This window comes from Gordonia amicalis (assembly GCF_022059885.1).
In the GTDB taxonomy this organism is placed as follows: domain Bacteria; phylum Actinomycetota; class Actinomycetes; order Mycobacteriales; family Mycobacteriaceae; genus Gordonia; species Gordonia amicalis.
On sequence record NZ_CP091855.1, the window covers coordinates 2,638,474 to 2,657,454 of the forward strand.

Below are 18,981 nucleotides of genomic sequence, written 5' to 3' on the forward strand. Positions count from 1 at the left end.
TACGACGGGGGTCGCCATGCGCGCGGGCGGTCGTACCCCCCGGCGCGCGCTCGGCGCACACGAGTCTACTGATGGATGGCACCGGCCCCGGGAGGGTGCGATTATCGATGAGCGGCCCTCGGCCAATAGGATGGTGTCCCGTGACTCCCGCCGACCTGGCCGCGCTGCTGCGCGCCGTGACCCTGACCGTGGTCCGTGACCGCGGACTGGACGAGAACCTGGTGCCCGACTTGATCGTCGTCGAGCGCCCCCGTCACGCTGACCACGGCGATTACTCCACCAACGTCGCCCTGCAGCTCGGGAAGCGACTCGGTGTGGCGCCCCGTGAGCTGGCCGGATGGCTCGCCGACGCCTTCGCCGACGCCGAGGGCATCGCCAAGACCGACGTCGCGGGTCCCGGCTTCGTCAACATCTGGCTCGGTGCAGCCGCCCAGAACACCGTCGTCGCGACCGTGATGGAGCGGGGCGAGAGCTACGGCCGCGGCAAGGAGCTGGCCGGCTCGATCATCAACCTGGAGTTCGTCTCGGCGAACCCGACCGGACCGATCCACCTGGGCGGCACCCGCTGGGCCGCCGTCGGTGACGCACTCGGTCGTGTCCTGGCGGCTCGGGGCGCCGACGTGACGCGCGAGTACTACTTCAACGACCACGGCGCCCAGATCGATCGCTTCGCGCGTTCGCTCGAGGCCGCGGCGCTGGGCGAACCGACCCCGGAGGACGGCTACGCCGGCGACTACATCGCCGACATCGCGGCCAAGGTCACCGAGAAGGTGCCCGACGTGCTGTCCAAGCCCGAGGCCGACCGGGTCGAGACCTTCCGCGCCGTCGGCGTGGACCTGATGTTCGACCACATCAAGCAGAGCCTGCACGACTTCGGCACGGACTTCGACGTCTACACGCACGAGGACAAGATGTTCGCAACGGGCCTCGTCGACGAGTGCATCGAGGAGCTCAAGGGCAACGGCAACCTGTACGAGAGCGACGGCGCCTGGTGGCTGAAGTCCACCGACTTCGGTGACGACAAGGACCGTGTCGTCATCAAGAGCGACGGCAACGCCGCCTACATCGCCGGCGACATCGCCTACTACCGCGACAAGCGCAATCGCGGCTTCAACCTGTGCATCTACATGCTCGGCGCCGACCACCACGGCTACATCAGCCGCCTCAAAGCAGCTGCGGCCGCGCTCGGCGACGACCCGGCCACCGTCGAGGTGCTCATCGGCCAGATGGTCAATCTCGTCAAGGACGGCAAGCCGGTGCGCATGTCCAAGCGCGCGGGCACGGTCATCACGCTCGACGACCTCGTCGACGCCGTCGGGGTCGACGGTGCGCGGTATTCGCTGATCCGCTCGTCGGTCGACGTCAACATCGACATCGACCTCGACCTGCTGACCAAGCAGTCCAACGACAACCCGGTGTACTACGTGCAGTACGCGCACGCCCGGATGTCGGCGCTGGCGCGCAACGCCGCCGACCTCGGCGTGGTGTCCGCGCTCGATCACCTCGACCTGCTCGACGACCCGGCCGAGGGTGAATTGATCCGCACCATCGGCGATTTCGACGAAGTGGTCGCCACCGCGGCCTCCCTGCGCGAACCGCACCGCGTGTGCCGCTACCTCGAGGTCCTCGCCGGCACCTACCACCGCTTCTACGCCAAGTGTCGCGTCCTGCCCCAGGGCGACGAAAAGGTGGCCGACATCCACCGCGCCCGGCTCGCCCTGTGTGAGGCCACCCGTCAGGTCCTGGCCAACGGTCTCGGGCTCGTCGGCGTCAGCGCTCCGGAGCAGATGTGAGCGCGCACCCGGCCGGACCCCGGCACGCCGAACTGCTGGCCGCGCCGCATCTCGCGCAGCGGCCGAACGATCCGGCCGTCCTCGCCGCCATCCCGCCCCAGGTGTGGCCTCGCAACGCCGCCCGCGACGACTCGGGTGAGCTGCGCATCGCCGGCGTGCCGGTGAGCGAGCTGGCCGCCGAGTTCGGGACGCCGGCGTTCATCGTCGACGAGGCGGACTTCCGGTCCCGGTGCCGCGACATGATGGCGGCGTTCGGCCCCTACGGCCGGGTGCACTACGCGTCGAAGGCCTTCCTGAGCAGCGAGGTGGCCCGCTGGGTCGCCGACGAGGGACTGTCGCTGGACGTGTGCACCGGCGGCGAGCTCGCCATCGCCCTGCGCGCTGGTTTCCCGGCCGAACGAATCGCGTTGCACGGCAACAACAAGAGCCCTGAGGAGCTGGCCGCTGCGGTCGACGCCGGTGTCGGCCACGTGGTGCTCGACTCGATGATCGAGATCGACCGGCTCGACGCCATCTCCGGTGAGCGGGGCGCCGTCACCGACGTGCTCGTCCGCGTCACCGTCGGTGTCGAGGCGCACACCCACGAGTTCATCTCGACCGCCCACGAGGACCAGAAGTTCGGCTTCTCCCTCGCCGGCGGCGTCGCCATGGAGGCGATCCGACGGGTCTTCACCGCCGACAACCTGCGCCTCGTCGGTCTGCACAGCCACATCGGCTCGCAGATCTTCGACATGGACGGCTTCGAGCTGGCCGCCCATCGCGTCCTCGGGCTGCTGCACGATGTCGTCGACGAGTTCGGCGTCGAGAAGACCTCGCAGATCTCGATCGTGGATCTCGGTGGGGGATTAGGTATCTCGTACCTCGAGGAAGAGCGTCCGCTGCCGGTGCAGAAGGTTGCGGAGACCCTTGCCGACATCGTCCGCCGCGAGTCCGCCGCCGTGGGCCTGCCGATGCCGGTCATCGCCGTCGAACCCGGCCGGGCGATCGCCGGGCCGGGCACCATCACGCTGTATCGGGTGGGCACGGTCAAGGATGTGGAGATCGGCGGCGGCGCGGTGCGCCGCTACATCTCCGTCGACGGCGGCATGAGCGACAACATCCGTACGGTGCTCTACGACGCCGAATACGACGTCCGCCTGGTCTCGCGGGTCTCCGACGCACGCGCGGTGGTCTGTCGCGTCGTCGGAAAGCACTGTGAGAGTGGCGATATCGTGATCAAGGATTGCTGGCTGCCGGAGGACCTGGGCCCCGGTGACCTCATCGCGGTCGCCGCCACCGGTGCCTACTGTTACTCGATGTCGAGCCGCTACAACATGACCATGCGGCCGCCGGTCGTGGCCGTGTCCGATGGGAAGGCCCGCCTGATGCTGCGGCGCGAGACCATCGAAGACTTCCTCAGCCTGGAGGTGGGCTCGTGACCGGATCCGTCCAGAACGCAAGCGACACAAGCGAGGTGAATGCCGTGCGACCCATCGGGGTGGCGGTACTCGGAATGGGCAACGTCGGTGCAGAGGTGGTGCGGATCATCACCGAGAACGCCGACGACCTGCGATCGCGCGTGGGCGCGCCCGTGGAGATCCGCGGCGTCGCGGTGCGAGATCTCAACCGGCCGCGCAAGATCGGGCAGGAGTTGCTGACCGACGATCCCGCGGCGCTCGTCGCGCGCGACGACGTCGACATCGTCGTCGAACTCATGGGTGGCATCGACCCGGCCCGCGAGCTGATCCGTTCCGCGCTCGAGAGCGGCAAGTCGGTCGTGACCGCCAACAAGGCGTTGCTCGCCGAGTACACCGGCGAGCTCGCGACCGCGGCCGCCGAGGCGAAGGTCGACCTGTACTTCGAGGCAGCGGTCGCCGGTGCCATCCCGGTCGTCCGCCCGCTCATGCAGTCGCTGGCCGGCGACACGGTGGAGCGCGTCGCCGGGATCGTCAACGGCACCACCAACTTCATCCTCTCGGCGATGGACGAGACCGGCGCCGACTACGCCGATGCGCTCGCCGAGGCGGGTCGTCTCGGATACGCCGAGGCCGATCCGACGGCCGACGTCGAGGGTTACGACGCGGCGGCCAAGGCCGCGATCCTCGCGTCGATCGCCTTCCACACCCGGGTCACCGCTGCCGACGTGCACCGTCAGGGCATCTCCTCGGTCACCGCGGCCGACCTGCTCGCCGCCAAGAAGTTCGACTGCACGATCAAGCTGCTCTCGATCTGCGAGCGCGTACGCGACGTCGATGGCTCGCAGCGGATCTCGGCGCGTGTGTACCCGGCGCTGATCCCGCTGACCCACCCGCTGGCCACCGTCAACGGGGCCTTCAACGCGGTCGTGGTCGAGGCGGAGAACGCCGGCCGGCTGATGTTCTACGGGCAGGGCGCCGGTGGTTCGCCCACCGCGTCGGCCGTGCTCGGTGACATGGTGATGGCGGCGCGCAACCGCGTCCACGGCGGTCGTGGCCCACTCGAATCGACCTACGCTTCGTTGCCGATCGCACCGATCGACGACGTGTTCACCCGCTACTACATCTCGATGCGCGTGTCCGACCGTCCGGGCGTGCTCGCCCAGGTCGCCGGTGAGTTCACGAAGCGGTCGGTCAGCATTGCCGCCGTGCGCCAGGAAGGCGCAGGCGACGACGCCCGCCTGATCGTGGTGACCCATCGGGCCCCCGACCGCGCGCAGTCGGATTGCGTTGCGGCGCTAAAAGACATGGACGCCGTCATCAAGGTGTCGAGTGTGTTGCGATTGGAAGGTACCGATGACTGAAGCGACTTCTGCGCCCGTGCACCGCGCGTGGCCCGGCCTGATCGAGGCATACCGTTCGCGGCTGCCCGTCGCCGACGACTGGAAGGTCGTCACCCTGCTCGAGGGTGGCACCCCGCTGATCAGCGCCCCGCACCTGTCGTCGCTGACCGGTTGTGAGGTCTACCTCAAGGTCGAGGGTCTCAACCCGACCGGTTCGTTCAAGGACCGCGGCATGACGATGGCCGTGAGCAACGCGGTCAACAACGGCAAGACCGCGGTGCTGTGCGCCTCGACGGGCAACACCTCCGCCTCGGCGGCAGCCTATGCGACCCGCGCCGGGATCACCTGCGCCGTCCTGATCCCGCAGGGCAAGATCGCGATGGGCAAGCTCGCGCAGGCGGTCATGCACGGCGCCAAGATCATCCAGGTGCAGGGCAACTTCGACGACTGCCTCGAGCTCGCGCGCAAGGCCACCGCGGAGTTCGACGAGATCGAGCTCGTGAACTCGGTCAACCCGGCCCGCATCGAGGGGCAGAAGACGGCCGCCTTCGAGATCGTCGACGTCCTCGGTCGCGCACCCGACGTACACGCGTTGCCGGTCGGCAACGCCGGCAACATCACGGCCTACTGGAAGGGCTACACCGAGTACCACGCCGACGGCGTGTCGTCCTCGCTGCCCCGCATGCTCGGTGTGCAGGCCGCCGGGGCGGCTCCGCTGGTGAACGGCGCTCCCGTCAAGGAGCCGGAGACCATCGCGACCGCGATCCGCATCGGGTCGCCCGCGAGCTGGAACCAGGCCGTCGCGGCCAAGGAGGAGTCGAACGGGCAGTTCCGCGCGGCCACCGACGAGAAGCTGCTCGAGGCCTACCGCCTGATCGCGGGCAAGGAAGGCGTCTTCGTGGAGCCGGCGTCCGCAGCGAGCGTGGCCGGGCTTCTCGCAGCAAGCGCCGACGGCTGGATCGAGGCCGGCTCGACCGTGGTGTGCACCGTGACCGGCAACGGTCTCAAGGACCCGGACACGGCTCTGGCCGGTATCCCCGAGGTCGAGGCGATCCCGGTCGATCCGGTGGCAGTGGCGAATGCCCTCGGTGTCGGCTGAGACCGCCGGAGTCGAGGAGATGACGCAGAACGGCGAGATGACCGATCCCGGGGTGGCGACGCGACAGCTACCCGTGGGTCTCTCGACGCGCGTCCGGGTGCCGGCGTCGAGTGCCAACCTCGGACCGGGATTCGACTGTCTGGGCATCGCTTTGGGCATCTACGACGAAGTGATCGTGGAAACCGTCGAGGCCGGGGTCGTTCTCGACGTCGAGGGGGAGGGCTCCGCCGACGTTCCCCGCGACGAGTCCCATCTCGTGGTGCGTGCCCTCAATCACGGTCTCGCGCACGCCGGAGTGTCCGCCCCGGGCCTGAAGTTGCGCTGCATCAACCAGATCCCGCATTCGCGGGGCCTCGGTTCCTCGGCCGCGGCCGCGGTCTCCGGCCTCGCCGCCGCGTCCGGCCTGATCTCTGCCGCAGGATTCGGCGTGGGCCTGTCCACCGACGAACTGGTTCAGTTGTCCAGTGAGTTCGAGGGACACCCCGACAACGCCGCCGCGAGCGTCCTCGGTTCGGCCATCGTCACCTGGACGGACACCGCCGACGAGGTGAACTCGTATCACGCCCACCGGCTGTCGGTGCATCCCGATGTGTGCGCGACCGTCTTCGTCCCCGACACCGAGTCGTCGACGTCATTCACCCGTGGACTTCTGCCGGACGCGGTGCCGCGCGCCGACGCGGTCTTCAACCTGAGCCGCGCCGCGCTCGCCGTCGTGGCCCTGGCCTCGGACCCGCGCAATCTCATGGCCGCCTCCGCGGACCGGTTGCACCAGCCCTATCGTGCGTCGGCGATGGTCCCGACCAGCGACCTCGTCGCCGAACTGCGTGCACGCGGCCACGCCGCGACGGTCTCCGGCGCCGGTCCCACGGTCCTGGTGCTGGGTACCGCGCCGATCCCGGCCGACATCCGGGTACTCGCCCAGGGACTCGGCTTCACCACCCACTCGGTGGCCATCGCCGGCGGCGTGGACATCAGCGCGGGCTGAGGTCGCAGCGCTCGTCACACGCCGAAGCGTTTCGTTCCGGGGACCGGGGGGAATACCTGACGGGCAACGCGCGTTGGGAACGAGGTGTTCAGCGGTGTCTCGCCGAGGACCACAGCCTCCGATTCGGAGCCTCATTTGGCGCTTTCGGCGTGTTGCCCCTATCATGCGAACGGGGTTAACATATTCTGGTCTAGCCGCGCGGGCTTGTCCTGCCGTGCTTCTCATCCATCACCGATCGGTGACACCGATCGTATCCGGCCGGGGTCGTGGGTCTCTGTCGACGGTGCCGAAGCGCGGGTGGCTCCCGAGCACGCTCGCAGCGGGACCGAACATCTCTCTGACCGTTCACCCCCACCGTCCAACGCGGACGGACTCCCTCGCGTACACAGCAGGGAAACGTAGACCTCACGCAGCTTCCGTCTGCGGGAGGAACGAAAGGACTTCCGTGACAGATACGGACCTGATCACCGCACCTGCCGAGCAGGAATCCGCGGGTTCGGCCGGCCCTGACTCGGGGCAACCGGCCAAGACACGCGCTCGCGCAGCCCGTACCGGCCTGTCCGGCATGGTGCTCAGCGAACTGCGGACCGTAGCCGGTGAACTCGGCATCAAGGGCACGTCCGGCATGCGCAAGGGCGACTTGATCGCCGCCATCAAGGAGCGCCAGTCCGGTGCCGCCGGCAAGAGTGCGGACGCCAAGGCCGAGGCCAAGAGCCCCGAAGTCAAGAACGTCGACGCCAAGGCGGCCGACGTCAAGGCAGCCGACGCCAAGGCGGAAACCAAGGCCACCGAGACCAGGCGCCGCAGCGCCAAGGCCTCGTCCGAGGACGGGCAGCTGTCGATCGTCGAGTCCGCCGGTGACGGCGATTCCGGTCGGGCACCCCGCTCCGCGGGCAAGAAGACCACGGCTCCGGAGGCGGGTGAGCAGAACGCCGACCAGCCCAAGGGCGGCGAGCAGAAGGCCGACGCCACGGGTGAATCAGCCAAGGTCGGCGACTCCGAAGGCAGTGAGCAGCGCAACCGCCGCAACCGGAACCAGAACCGGGACAACCAGAACCGGGACAACCAGAACCGCGAGGGCGGCCAGAGCCGCGAGAGTGGTCAGAACCGCGACAACCAGAACCGCGAGGGCGGCCAGAACCGCGAGGGCGGCCAGAACCGCGGCGGCGGTCCGAACCGCGACGATCGCGATGACGACGGCGAAGGCGGTGGTCGCCGCCGCGGACGTCGTTTCCGCGAGCGTCGTCGTGGGCGCGACCGCGACACCCAGAACGAGCCGCAGGTCTCCGAAGACGACGTGTTGCAGCCCGTCGCCGGCATCCTCGACGTGCTCGACAACTACGCGTTCGTCCGGACCTCGGGTTACCTCGCCGGCTCCAACGACGTCTATGTGTCGATGAATCTGGTGCGCAAGAACGGACTTCGACGCGGCGACGCCATCACCGGTGCGGTCAAGGTGCCGCGGGAGGGTGACCAGCAGAACCAGCGCCAGAAGTTCAACCCGCTGGTGCGCCTCGACACCGTCAACGGCGGTGACGTGGAGGCCGCGAAGAAGCGTCCGGAGTTCAACAAGCTGACCCCGCTGTACCCGAATCAGCGGCTGCGTCTGGAGACCACGCCGGATCGGCTGTCGACGCGTGTGATCGACCTGATCATGCCGATCGGCAAGGGACAGCGCGCACTGATCGTCTCGCCGCCGAAGGCCGGTAAGACGACGATCCTCCAGGACATCGCCAACGCGATCACGGTGAACAATCCGGAATGTCACCTCATGGTGGTCCTCGTCGACGAGCGTCCCGAAGAGGTCACCGACATGCAGCGCTCGGTCAAGGGTGAGGTCATCGCCTCGACCTTCGATCGTCCGCCGTCAGACCACACCTCGGTCGCCGAGCTCGCCATCGAGCGCGCCAAGCGTCTCGTCGAGAGCGGCAAAGACGTTGTGGTTCTTCTGGACTCGATCACCCGTTTGGGTCGCGCGTACAACAACGCGTCGCCGGCGTCGGGCCGAATCCTCTCCGGTGGTGTCGATTCGACCGCCCTGTATCCCCCGAAGCGGTTCCTCGGTGCGGCGCGCAACATCGAGAACGGCGGGTCGCTGACCATCATCGCCACCGCGATGGTCGAGACCGGTTCGACCGGTGACACGGTCATCTTCGAGGAGTTCAAGGGCACCGGCAATGCCGAGCTCAAGCTCGATCGCAAGATCTCCGAGCGTCGTGTGTTCCCCGCGGTCGACGTCAATCCGTCGGGTACCCGCAAGGACGAACTCCTGCTCTCGCCGGATGAGTTCGCGATCGTGCACAAGCTGCGTCGTCTGCTGTCCGGGCTCGATTCGCAGCAGGCGATCGACCTTCTGATCAGTCAGCTCAAGAAGACCAAGACGAACATCGAGTTCCTGATGTCGGTCCAGAAGACCGCGCCGGGAGCCGGCGGCAACGACGACTGACGACGCGCAGTCGGCGAACAGCAACCGACCGACGGGCCCCGTCTCGCATCACGCGGGACGGGGCCCGTCTGGTTTGTGTGTGCTTGCTCCCTGAGTAGCGAGCTTGCGAGCGTATCGAAGGGTCAGGAGGCCAGATCGCCGGTCAGGTGATCCCACGATTCCGACGCTGCGCGGGGAACGGCTCCCGTGTGCGTGACGACCAGGCAGCAGCGTGAGCGCCGGTCGTAGATCTCGACGGCCGCGGTCGGGCCGCAGGCGCCCTGCGACCAGGTGACCCAGCACTGCTCGACGTGGTTGAAGTTGACCATCACCCGAGACCTGCCGGACGCGAGCACCATCTGCCCGCGGTGTTCGCGAGCGCCGTCGAGCCGGTCCTGGCGCATCTGCATGCATCCCGGAGCCGCGGCCGCGACGGTGACCGTCATCCCGAGCAGGGCGGCGTGTTCGAGCGCGCCGATGACGCGGCGGGTGTCGACACGGATGCCACGTGCGCCATGTCCCTGCGTCAGCGACCGAAGCCGGGAGGTGCCGCCGTCGAGCAGAATCGAGTCGAAGAGCCCGATCTGGTCGTCGTGGCGGTCGGGCAGGGCGTCCGGGATGTACTCCGGGCCCACGAACGCCGGCGCGGCAGCGGGGTCCGGGCGGTGGCCGGCCGATACCGACGTGGCCAGGGACAATGACTCGAAGGCGAGGCGGTCGGAGTTCTCGGTCAGGTACGTCGCGTGCGCGGTGTTGCCGAGCAAGTCGAACAGTCGCAGCGTGGGCGGCACAAGCGCAGACGGGTCGGTCCGAAGGGTCGAGGACAACCGGGAGGGGTTGAGCCGCAAGGAGATCTGCTCGTCGCCGACGTGGAGCGGCCCGCCCGGCGACGTCGGGACCCCGTGCACCCCGATCGCGTTCATGATCACCGGTCCGGCGACCGTGACACCGACGACCTCGGCGAGCGAGGGGAGTCGGGCGGCGATGCCGTCGATGTCTGAACTGATCGAGGAGGCGCCGAAACCAGGTGTGCCGAGCAGGGTTTCGAGGTCGCTCGGTCGTGTCGGATCGGTGGGGTCGGGCACGGTGCGTCGATCTCGCGTCGGCTCAGTAGACGTCGCGAGCGTAGCGGCCCGCGGCGCGGAGCGCGTCGACGTAGTCACGAGCGCCGTCGGAGTCGACACCGCCGTGCTGGGCGACGATCTCGTGCAGGGCGGCGTCGACGTCGCCGGCCATCGTGGCGGCATCACCGCACACGTACACGTGGGCGCCCTTCTCGAGCCAGGCGAACAGATCCGCACCGTTCTCGCGCATCCGGTCCTGCACGTAGACCTTGTGGTCCTGGTCCCGGGAGAAGGCCAGGTCCAGGCGGTCCAGCAGGCCGTCGGTGACGAACCGATCGATCTCGTCGGCGTAGAGGTAGTCGGTGTCGCGGTGCTGGTCACCGAAGAAGAGCCAGTTCGATCCGGTCGAACCGGTGGCCGCACGGTGGTGGAGGAAGCCGCGGAACGGCGCGATGCCGGTCCCCGGGCCGATCATGATGGCCGGCGCCTCGTCGTCGGGGAGCCGGAAGGTCTTGTTGGGGGTGATGAAGACGTTCACCGTGTCGCCGGGTGCACAGCGGTCGGCGAGGTGCGTCGAGCAGACACCGCCGCGCTCGCGATCATCGGCGACGTAACGCACGGTCGCCATCGTGATGTGCACGGTTCCCGCATGGACCGTCGGGCTGGAGGAGATCGAGTACTCGCGGTGGGCGAGGGGGCTGAGCTCCTCGAGGAGTTCCTCGGGTGCGAACGTCAGGGTGGGATCGATGTTCAGCAGGTCGAGGACGTCGCGGCCGCGGAGCCACGTGTCGAGCGCCTGTGCGTCACCGGCCTCGATCAGACGGGTCAGCTGCTCATGGCCCGTACGTTCGGCCACCGCCTTGGCGAGATACTTCGACGGGCAGCCGATCTCGTAGCGCGTGGCGAGGGACTCACGCAGGCTGTAGGTGCCCTTGCGGTCGGCGATGATCTCGTCGCCGGCCGCGCCCAGGCGCTCGAGGAGGAGATCCACCAGGGCGGGGTCGTTGACCGGGGTGATGCCGATGCCGTCGCCCGGTTCGTAGGTGATCCCGCTGTCGCCCAGGGAGATCTCGAGGTGCCGCACCTCCTTGGCCGATCCCGGACCCGACAGCACGGTGTTGGTCAGGATCGTCGCGGGGTACGGGTTCCGGCGGTTCCACGGCGACCGGACCGGCTTGCGCCGTGCGGGCGCGGTCCGCGACGTCGACGACTCATCCGGGGTGGTGCGCAGTGGCGTGCCGGTACCGGCCGGAGCGGCGTCGTACATCGAGGATCCTTCGTGGTCGCAGACGGTGGGGCGCGGCGGGTTGGCCGTCGGCCACCGTACTATCTTCAGGGCACCCTTACGACCCCCTCGGGGTGTGATGTTCGCCCGGGAATCAATCCGGTGGCCATGCCGTTGACCAACCTGCGGCCGCCGCGTCCACGATTTCCGTCGTGAACCGCGCACATGGCATACTGAGCGGTCGAGTCCGGTTCCGGTTCACACCGTCGAGAGGCGACGGTGACCCGGCGACCACAGAAAGGGACGCACCAGACATGAAGCAGGGAATCCACCCCGAGTACGCGGCGACCACCGTCGTCTGCGGCTGCGGCAACACGTTCGAGACCCGCAGCACCGCTGCCAACGGTCGTATCAATGTCGAAGTCTGCTCGCAGTGCCACCCGTTCTACACGGGCAAGCAGAAGATCCTCGACACCGGCGGCCGTGTCGCCCGGTTCGAGAAGCGCTACGGCAAGCGCGCCAAGTAGACCACGCTGCGACGCCCGCCCGACGCCGAGTCGGGACGGGCGTCGTTTGTGTTTGGTCGTCATCGCCCGATTTCCAGGTCTCGTGCCGAAGCACTCTTCGGCGGTGAGTTCCGTCTCTACAAGTGAGGTTCGCAGTGAGTACGCAGAGTCCGTCGGCCATCGATGACATCCTGGCCGAGCACTCCGGTCTCGAGCGTCAGCTGTCCGACCCCTCGCTTCACGACGACCCGGCCGCCGCTCGCCGTGTCGGGAAGCGATTCGCCGAGCTCGCCCCGGTGATGGCGACCTACAACAAGCTCAAGGCGGCCCGCGAGGACCTCGAGGCGGCGCGTGAACTCGCCGCGGATGATGCGTCGTTCGCCGCCGAGCTCCCCGCCCTCGAGGCGACCGTCGAGGAGCTCGACGCGACGCTCACCGATCTCCTCGCCCCCCGGGATCCGCACGACAGCGACGACGTGGTGCTCGAGATCAAGTCCGGCGCCGGCGGCGAGGAATCGGCGCTGTTCGCCTCCGACCTCGCACGCATGTACCTCAAGTACTGCGAGCGGCACGGCTGGAAGGTGCAGATCCTCGGCGTCACCGAATCCGACCTGGGCGGCTACAAAGAGGCGACCCTGTCGATCAAGTCCAAGGAGACGGTCCGGGACGGCGTGTGGTCGCGCCTCAAGTTCGAGGGCGGCGTGCACCGCGTGCAGCGAGTGCCCGTGACCGAGTCCCAGGGACGTATCCACACCTCGGCGGCGGGGGTGCTCATCTATCCCGAGCCCGAAGAGGTGGCCGAGGTCGCGATCGACGAATCCGACCTGCGCATCGACGTCTACCGATCGTCGGGCAAGGGCGGTCAGGGCGTCAACACCACCGACTCGGCGGTGCGTATCACCCACCTGCCCACCGGTATCGTCGTGACCTGTCAGAACGAGCGGTCGCAGCTCCAGAACAAGGCCCGCGCGATGCAGGTCCTCGCCGCCCGTCTCCAGTCGGCGGCGGAGGAGGAGGCCGAGGCCGCGGCCGCCGAGGGTCGCGCCGCGCAGATCCGCACCGTCGACCGTTCCGAGCGCATCCGTACCTACAACTTTCCCGAGAACCGCATCACCGATCACCGCATCGGATACAAGGCGAACAATCTCGATGCCGTACTCGCCGGGGACATGGACAACCTGCTCGACGCGCTCGTCACCGCCGAGCGCCAGGCCCGCATGGAAGCCGAATAACCCCGATGTCGGACGCGCCGGTCCGGGTGGCCGACGAAATCCGCGGCGCCACCGCACAACTGGCGACCGCCGGGATCGACTCGGCGCGGCGGGACGCCGAATGGCTGATGGCGCACGTCCTCGCGTGTGACCCCGGGCGGCTGATCGTCATCGACACGATCGACGACGCGCACGTGCGCGAGTTCCGGGCGGCAATCGATCAGCGGGCGCATCGAATCCCGTTGCAGCACATCGTCGGTACCGCGGCCTTCGGTCCGATCGAGCTCGCCGTCGGGCCAGGTGTGTTCGTCCCGCGGCCGGAGACCGAGTTCCTGCTCGAATGGGCGGTGTCGGCCGCCGCGACAATGGCGGCTCCGCTGCGGATCGTCGACCTGTGCAGCGGCAGCGGTGCCCTGGCCATCGCCGTGGCGACAATGGTCGGGTCCGCGCGTGTGGCGGCCGTCGAGATATCTGATGACGCCCTGAAGTGGCTGCGGCGCAACGTGTCCGATGCGCCGGAGGCGGTCCGGGAGCGGATCGACGTGTTCGCCGCCGACGTCACCGACGCTGCGCAGATCGGCCGGGTCATACCGGCGGGGAGTGCCTCGGTCGTCGTGACCAATCCGCCCTACGTTCCGCGGCGGTCGGCGGTCGGTCCCGAGGTGGACCACGATCCGGAGCGGGCCGTCTTCGCCGGCGACGACGGCATGAGCGTGATCATCCCGATGGTGCCGGTCATCGCGACCATGCTCACCGCGGGTGGTGTCGTCGGGATCGAACACGACGACACGACCTCCGACGCCGTCGTCGACTGTCTGCGCGCCCATGGCGCATTCGACGAGGTGACCGCCCACACCGATCTGGCGGGGCGTCCTCGCTTCGTGACCGCGCGCCGGATCGGCTGAGGCGCGTCTCGCGGGGGAACCCGACCGTCGGCATGACAGGATGGTCGGGTGAGCATTGTTTTCGACTGCAACGATCCGCAGAGCCGTTCGGCGGGCATTCGCGCGGCCGTCGGAGCGGCGAAGGCGGGACGCCTGGTGGTGGTCCCCACCGACACCCTGTACGGAGTCGGTTGCGACGCCTTCGATGCCGACGCCGTCGGCTCGCTGCTCGCGGCCAAACACCGTGGCCGGGACATGCCCGTGCCGGTCCTCGTGGGTTCCTGGCATTCGATCGACGGACTCGTGCTGTCCGTCCCGCAGGCCGCCCGCGACCTGATCGAGGCGTTCTGGCCGGGCGGTCTGAGTCTGGTTGTCCGACAAGCTCCTTCGCTGGCCTGGGATCTCGGTGACACCGATGGCACAGTGATGCTGCGCATGCCGCTGCATCCGGTCGCGATCGAGCTGTTGCGCGAGGTCGGGCCGATGGCGGTCTCGAGCGCGAACGTGTCGGGCCGCCCGCCCGCCACCACCGTCGACGAGGCCCGTGAACAACTCGGCGACGAGATCTCGGTCTACCTCGACGGCGGACCCGCGCCGGTCGCACAGGCGTCGACGATCGTCGACGTCTCGGGTGCACAGCCGCGCATCCTGCGCGAAGGTGCCATCACGGCCGAGGCCGTGGCCGAGGTCCTCGACGTCGATCCCGCCTCGCTGCGTGGGTGAGATGCCGCCGGGCACCGGTTCGACGGGTGACCCGCGGGTCGACGCGCTGATCGACCGGGAGTCGACGCGCCGGCGCTCGTGGCTGCAGTTGCTCGCGAGCGAGACCGAGCCCACTCCGGGCGTACGTGCCGCGATGGCCTCGGCCTTCGATGCGAAGTACGCCGAGGGGCGGCCCGGCTCGCGCTATCACGGCGGATGCGAGGTCGCCGACGAACTCGAGGAACTCGCGATCGGCCGGGCGCGGGACCTCTTCGGGGCCGGTCACGTCGATGTCCAGCCGCTGTCTGGGAGTGCGGCGAATCTCGCCGTCTACGCCGCATTCGCCCAGCCCGGCGATCCGGTGCTCGCCCTGCGGCTCGAGCACGGCGGTCATCAGACCCACGGTTCGCGCGCCAACTTCTCCGGACGATGGTTCTCGCCCCTGCACTACGAGGTCCGCCGCGAGGACGAGTACATCGACTACGACCAGGTCAGGGAACTCGCCCTGGTGCACCGGCCGCGGATCCTCGTCGCGGGCGCCACGTCGTACTCGCGGTCCTTCGACTATCCGCTCCTGCGGGCGATCGCCGATGAAGCCGAGTGCATCCTGCTGGTCGACGCGGCGCATCTCGCCGGTCACGTGGCTGCCGGTCTCCTCCCGTCGCCGGTTCCGTACGCCGACGTCGTCACCTTCTCCACCAACAAGGTGTTCCGCGGACCGCGCGGCGGCGTCATCCTGGGCCGCGCCGAGCACTCCGACGCGCTGCTCAAGGCCGTTCACCCGTTCGTCCAGGGCGGTCCGTCCATGCACGCGATCGCTGCCAAGGCGGTCACCTTCCACGACGCGGGCACCGCGGACTTCGCGTCCTACGTGCGGGCGACCGCCGACAATGCGCGCAGGCTCGCCGACGCCCTGACGGAACGAGGGCTGCGCGTCGTCTCCGGGGGCACCGACATCCATCTCGCGGTGGTCGACGTGTCCGCGCTCGGCATCTCGGGGTCGGCGGCGCAGGATCGGCTCAACAGGTCCGGGATCGTGGTCGACAAAGCGGTCCTGCCGTTCGACGAACGTTCCGTCTCAGAGGGATCGGGCATCCGGATCGGGACCCCCGCGGCGACCTCCCGGGGCCTGACGGCGGACATGATCCCGGCCGTCGCCGACGCGATGCTGGCAGCGCTGTCGACCGAGGACCTCTCGACGCACGATCGGATCCACCGTGAGATCAGCGACCTCGCATGCGGGTAGCGTTGTCCGCGTGTCCGAGACGTCCCGAGCGACCTCCACAGACCGGGTGGTGAGCCGATGATCGAGGCCGCCCCGGTGGTGCTCGCGACCGCGACCGACGGGGGAGGGACCGGTGTCCCGCTGCGCGAGTTGCTGCTCGTCGGTCTCACCGCCGCCGCGATGACGTATCTGCTGACCTCGGCAGTGCGGGTGTTCGCGATCAAGGCCGGTGCGGTCGCCGTGCCCCGTGTGCGCGACGTCCATGTCATCCCGACCCCGCGACTCGGAGGCCTCGGCATGTTCGGCGGGGTGGTGGCCGGCATCGCGCTCGCCGCCAACCTGCCCGCACTCAATCGGGGCTTCGCCTACACCACGGACCTGACCGCGGTCATCACCGCGGGGACCGTGATCGTCCTCGTCGGTGTCGTCGACGACCGGTGGGGTCTGGATGCCCTGACGAAGTTCGTCGGACAGCTGACCGCCGCCGGGGTCCTGGTGCTCCTCGGCATCTCCTGGATCCAGGTGCCCGTGCCGTTCGCCGACATCGGGACCCTCGTGCTGGATCCACTGCAGGCAGGCCTGCTCACGGTGGCCGTCACGGTGGCGACGATCAACGCGATCAACTTCGTCGACGGCCTGGATGGTCTGGCTGCGGGGCTGGGACTCATCGCCGCGTCGGCGATCTGCATGTTCTCCCTCGGTCTGCTCCGCGACCAAGGTGGTGACGTCAGCTACTATCCGCCGGCGCTCATCGCCGTCGCCCTCGCCGGCGCCTGCCTCGGATTCCTGCCGCACAACTTCTCGCCCGCTCGCATCTTCATGGGCGACTCGGGTGCGATGCTGATCGGGCTGATGCTGGCCGCCGCGTCGACGAGCGCGTCGGGTCGCATCGCGGTGAACGCCTACGGACCGGCGGACATCTTCACCCTGCTGTCACCGCTGATCCTGGTGGCGGCCGTGGTTTTCATCCCGATGCTCGACATGCTCCTCGCGGTGATCCGCCGGACGCGGGCGGGCGTCGGTTTCTACACCCCCGACAAGATGCACCTGCACCACCGGCTGCTCGAGCTCGGACACTCCCAGCGGCGTGTCGCGCTGATCATCTATCTCTGGGTGGGCGTCCTGGCGTTCTCCGCCGCGGCGAGCACGCTGTTCCCGCTCTCGGTGGTCGCGCCGATGTTCGGGGCGGGTCTGGTGGTGGCGCTGCTGGTGACCATGGCGCCTCGTCTGCATCGCCGGTTCGCGGAGCTTCGCACCGCGACGAAAGCCTTCCGCTGACGTGCGCGTATGCTGCTGTGCGCGAGGCGCATCCAGCACTGACCGCCCCTTGGTAAGGGGACAGTAAAACTCGTGTACTATCTCGTGTAGTAGGTCGACGTCGGTCTGGCGGTGGACTTCGGAACCCCCGGAGGGCGAACGCCGTGACGCCGTCGTCGCTCCACCTCCCGGCGAGGTGCGCACCCCCTGGGCTGCGCGTCATCCGGTGTTGGTAGTGTCACAGAAAACCGCGAGCTTACGTTCGGCCATACCAGCTGATCGCACGCGCGTTGCCCTGTGCCTGCGGGTTACAGGATCCCCTAGTTGAGGAGAGGCGAATGAGCACCACCGTCCCCGACTCGACGTCGTACTATCCCGCTGCCCCGACCGGTCTCGTCCGGCCCGGGATCATCGCGGCGGTTGCGACCGTCGTGGTGGGTGTGCTCGCCGTCGTTCTGGGCCACCCCTGGTTCGCCGTGTTCTTCCTCGCCGGTGTCGTGCTGGTGTTCGTCAACACCAAGCTGGTCATCCGCGCGGTCGACAACGTGGCGACCGCAGAGAACCCCCGTAAGAAACTGCTCGCTCTCAATTCGGCATACCGCCTCGGGGCTATCACGCTCCTCGCATTGGTGGCGGCCTTCCTGGTCCGGCCCGACGGGCTGGGCGCGATGTTCGGACTCGCCATCGGCCAGGTCATCCTGGTGCTGAACACGGTGATTCCGGTGATGAAAGGACTTCGTAAGCAGCTATGACCGTCTTGTCTTACCTGGCCGAGTCGGCAGAGGAGTCGTCAGAGTCGGCGATCGAGGTCGGCCACCACATCGAGGTCGAGTGGTTCGGGATGACCGTCAACCTCGACACGGTCATCGGCAGTGCCGTTGCGGCGGTCATCGTCATCGCCCTCGCTTTCTTCGTGCGCTTCAAGATGACCTCGAACAAGCCGAACTCTGTTCAGCTGTACTTCGAGGTCATCACCGTCCAGATGCGCAACCAGATCGAGAGCGCGATCGGCATGAAGATCGCGGGCTTCGTCCTGCCGCTGGCCGTCACGCTGTTCACCTACATCCTGGTCGCCAACTGGCTGTCGATCATCCCCTCGCAGTACGGGACCGAGCACGGCACCAGTGAATGGCTCAAGCCGCCGGCCAGCGATGCGAACTTCGTCTACGCGCTCGCACTCTTCGTCTTCGTCTGGTACCACGCGGCAGGCGTCAAGCGACGCGGTCTCATCGGTCACCCGGTGAAGCTGGTGAAGGGACACTCGGTCGCCATCGCCCCGGTGAACATCATCGAGGAGATCGCCAAGCCCGTCTCGCTCTCCCTCCGTCTTTTCGGCAACATGTTCGCCGGCGGCATCATGGTTGCGCTCATCGCGCTGATGCCCGCCTACATCATGTGGGCGCCGAATGCACTCTGGAAGTCCTTCGACCTGTTCGTCGGTCTGATCCAGGCGTTCATCTTCTCGCTGCTGACGGTCCTGTACTTCAGTCAGGCCATGGAGCTGGACGAAGACCACCACTAGTACGAACCCGGCCGGTGTCTGCCGCGCCGGGAGCAAAGACCTGACACGTGCAGTGTCAGTTTCACCCGAAAGGAAAGTTCTCAATGGATCCCAATCTGATTGGTCTGGGTGCGTTGATCGGTGGCGGCCTCATCATGGGTGGCGGCGCGATCGGTGCCGGTATCGGTGACGGCCTCGCCGGCGCTCAGTTGATCGCGGGCATCGCACGTCAGCCCGAGGCACAGGGCCGCCTGTTCACCCCGTTCTTCATCACTGTGGGTCTGGTCGAGGCTGCGTACTTCATCAACCTGGCGTTCATGGCGCTCTTCGTCTTCGCCACCCCGATCACCGGCCAGTCTTAATCCCG

At 68.1% G+C, this 18,981-nt stretch carries 17 protein-coding genes; 15 read left to right on the forward strand and 2 right to left on the reverse strand.

Going from position 1 to position 18,981, the window contains the following annotated elements; translation table 11 throughout:
* Nucleotides 1-140: 140 nt before the first annotated feature.
* The 6 genes from argS (at nt 141) to rho (ending at nt 9,060) form a co-directional block, all read left to right on the forward strand.
* The gene (gene argS / locus IHQ52_RS12200; RefSeq protein WP_006437278.1) at nt 141-1,793 is read left to right on the forward strand and encodes an arginine--tRNA ligase; all 1,653 of its coding nucleotides are present in this window, start codon (nt 141-143) and stop codon (nt 1,791-1,793) included.
* The gene (gene lysA, locus IHQ52_RS12205; RefSeq protein WP_006437279.1) at nt 1,790-3,211 is read left to right on the forward strand and encodes a diaminopimelate decarboxylase; all 1,422 of its coding nucleotides are present in this window, start codon (nt 1,790-1,792) and stop codon (nt 3,209-3,211) included. Before argS ends, lysA begins: the two co-directional genes overlap by 4 nt.
* On the forward strand, nt 3,208-4,551 hold the full coding sequence (locus IHQ52_RS12210) for a homoserine dehydrogenase (protein WP_006437280.1): 1,344 nt from the start codon (nt 3,208-3,210) through the stop codon (nt 4,549-4,551). The genes lysA and IHQ52_RS12210 overlap by 4 nt, the downstream gene beginning before the upstream one ends.
* Nucleotides 4,544-5,629: a threonine synthase gene (gene thrC, locus IHQ52_RS12215; protein WP_006437281.1), complete on the forward strand. Its 1,086-nt coding sequence runs from the start codon at nt 4,544-4,546 to the stop codon at nt 5,627-5,629. Before IHQ52_RS12210 ends, thrC begins: the two co-directional genes overlap by 8 nt.
* Nucleotides 5,610-6,614: a homoserine kinase gene (gene thrB / locus IHQ52_RS12220; protein ID WP_238063440.1), complete on the forward strand. Its 1,005-nt coding sequence runs from the start codon at nt 5,610-5,612 to the stop codon at nt 6,612-6,614. Before thrC ends, thrB begins: the two co-directional genes overlap by 20 nt.
* A gap of 445 nt (nt 6,615-7,059) precedes the next feature.
* On the forward strand, nt 7,060-9,060 hold the full coding sequence (gene rho / locus IHQ52_RS12225; RefSeq protein ID WP_006437283.1) for a transcription termination factor Rho: 2,001 nt from the start codon (nt 7,060-7,062) through the stop codon (nt 9,058-9,060).
* A 122-nt stretch (nt 9,061-9,182) separates the two neighbouring features.
* Here rho and IHQ52_RS12230 read toward each other — a convergent pair whose 3' ends face one another.
* Both IHQ52_RS12230 and IHQ52_RS12235 read right to left on the reverse strand, forming a co-directional pair.
* Entirely contained in the window at nt 9,183-10,124 is a 942-nt protein-coding gene (locus IHQ52_RS12230) for a ChuX/HutX family heme-like substrate-binding protein (RefSeq protein ID WP_182155461.1), read from the reverse strand.
* A 22-nt stretch (nt 10,125-10,146) separates the two neighbouring features.
* On the reverse strand, nt 10,147-11,370 hold the full coding sequence (locus IHQ52_RS12235) for a sulfite reductase subunit alpha (RefSeq protein WP_006437285.1): 1,224 nt from the start codon (nt 11,368-11,370) through the stop codon (nt 10,147-10,149).
* Nucleotides 11,371-11,642: 272 nt separating this feature from the next.
* Between IHQ52_RS12235 and rpmE the strand changes: the two genes are divergently transcribed.
* The 9 genes from rpmE (at nt 11,643) to IHQ52_RS12280 (ending at nt 18,976) form a co-directional block, all read left to right on the forward strand.
* Nucleotides 11,643-11,855 (forward strand): 50S ribosomal protein L31, encoded by a 213-nt coding sequence (rpmE, locus tag IHQ52_RS12240; protein ID WP_006360515.1) that lies wholly within the window; start codon nt 11,643-11,645, stop codon nt 11,853-11,855.
* 134 nt (nt 11,856-11,989) lie between these two features.
* The gene (gene prfA, locus IHQ52_RS12245) at nt 11,990-13,066 is read left to right on the forward strand and encodes a peptide chain release factor 1 (protein WP_006437286.1); all 1,077 of its coding nucleotides are present in this window, start codon (nt 11,990-11,992) and stop codon (nt 13,064-13,066) included.
* A gap of 5 nt (nt 13,067-13,071) precedes the next feature.
* A complete protein-coding gene (gene prmC, locus IHQ52_RS12250; protein WP_238063449.1) occupies nt 13,072-13,950 on the forward strand; it encodes a peptide chain release factor N(5)-glutamine methyltransferase in 879 nt (292 codons plus the stop codon).
* A gap of 48 nt (nt 13,951-13,998) precedes the next feature.
* Nucleotides 13,999-14,652 (forward strand): L-threonylcarbamoyladenylate synthase, encoded by a 654-nt coding sequence (locus IHQ52_RS12255; RefSeq protein ID WP_238063459.1) that lies wholly within the window; start codon nt 13,999-14,001, stop codon nt 14,650-14,652.
* A 1-nt stretch (nt 14,653) separates the two neighbouring features.
* Nucleotides 14,654-15,877, forward strand: a complete 1,224-nt coding sequence (locus tag IHQ52_RS12260; RefSeq protein ID WP_238064285.1) for a serine hydroxymethyltransferase — start codon at nt 14,654-14,656, stop codon at nt 15,875-15,877.
* Nucleotides 15,878-15,934: 57 nt separating this feature from the next.
* On the forward strand, nt 15,935-17,134 hold the full coding sequence (locus IHQ52_RS12265; RefSeq protein ID WP_238063461.1) for an MraY family glycosyltransferase: 1,200 nt from the start codon (nt 15,935-15,937) through the stop codon (nt 17,132-17,134).
* A 317-nt stretch (nt 17,135-17,451) separates the two neighbouring features.
* Nucleotides 17,452-17,865 carry a hypothetical protein gene (locus IHQ52_RS12270; RefSeq protein ID WP_238063462.1) on the forward strand — a complete coding sequence of 138 codons (414 nt, stop codon included), beginning with the start codon at nt 17,452-17,454 and terminating at the stop codon, nt 17,863-17,865.
* Nucleotides 17,862-18,635, forward strand: a complete 774-nt coding sequence (atpB, locus tag IHQ52_RS12275) for a F0F1 ATP synthase subunit A (RefSeq protein WP_024497341.1) — start codon at nt 17,862-17,864, stop codon at nt 18,633-18,635. Before IHQ52_RS12270 ends, atpB begins: the two co-directional genes overlap by 4 nt.
* 83 nt (nt 18,636-18,718) lie before the next feature.
* Nucleotides 18,719-18,976, forward strand: coding sequence for a F0F1 ATP synthase subunit C (locus IHQ52_RS12280; RefSeq protein WP_006437293.1), 258 nt, complete (start codon nt 18,719-18,721; stop codon nt 18,974-18,976).
* Nucleotides 18,977-18,981 lie beyond the last annotated feature (5 nt).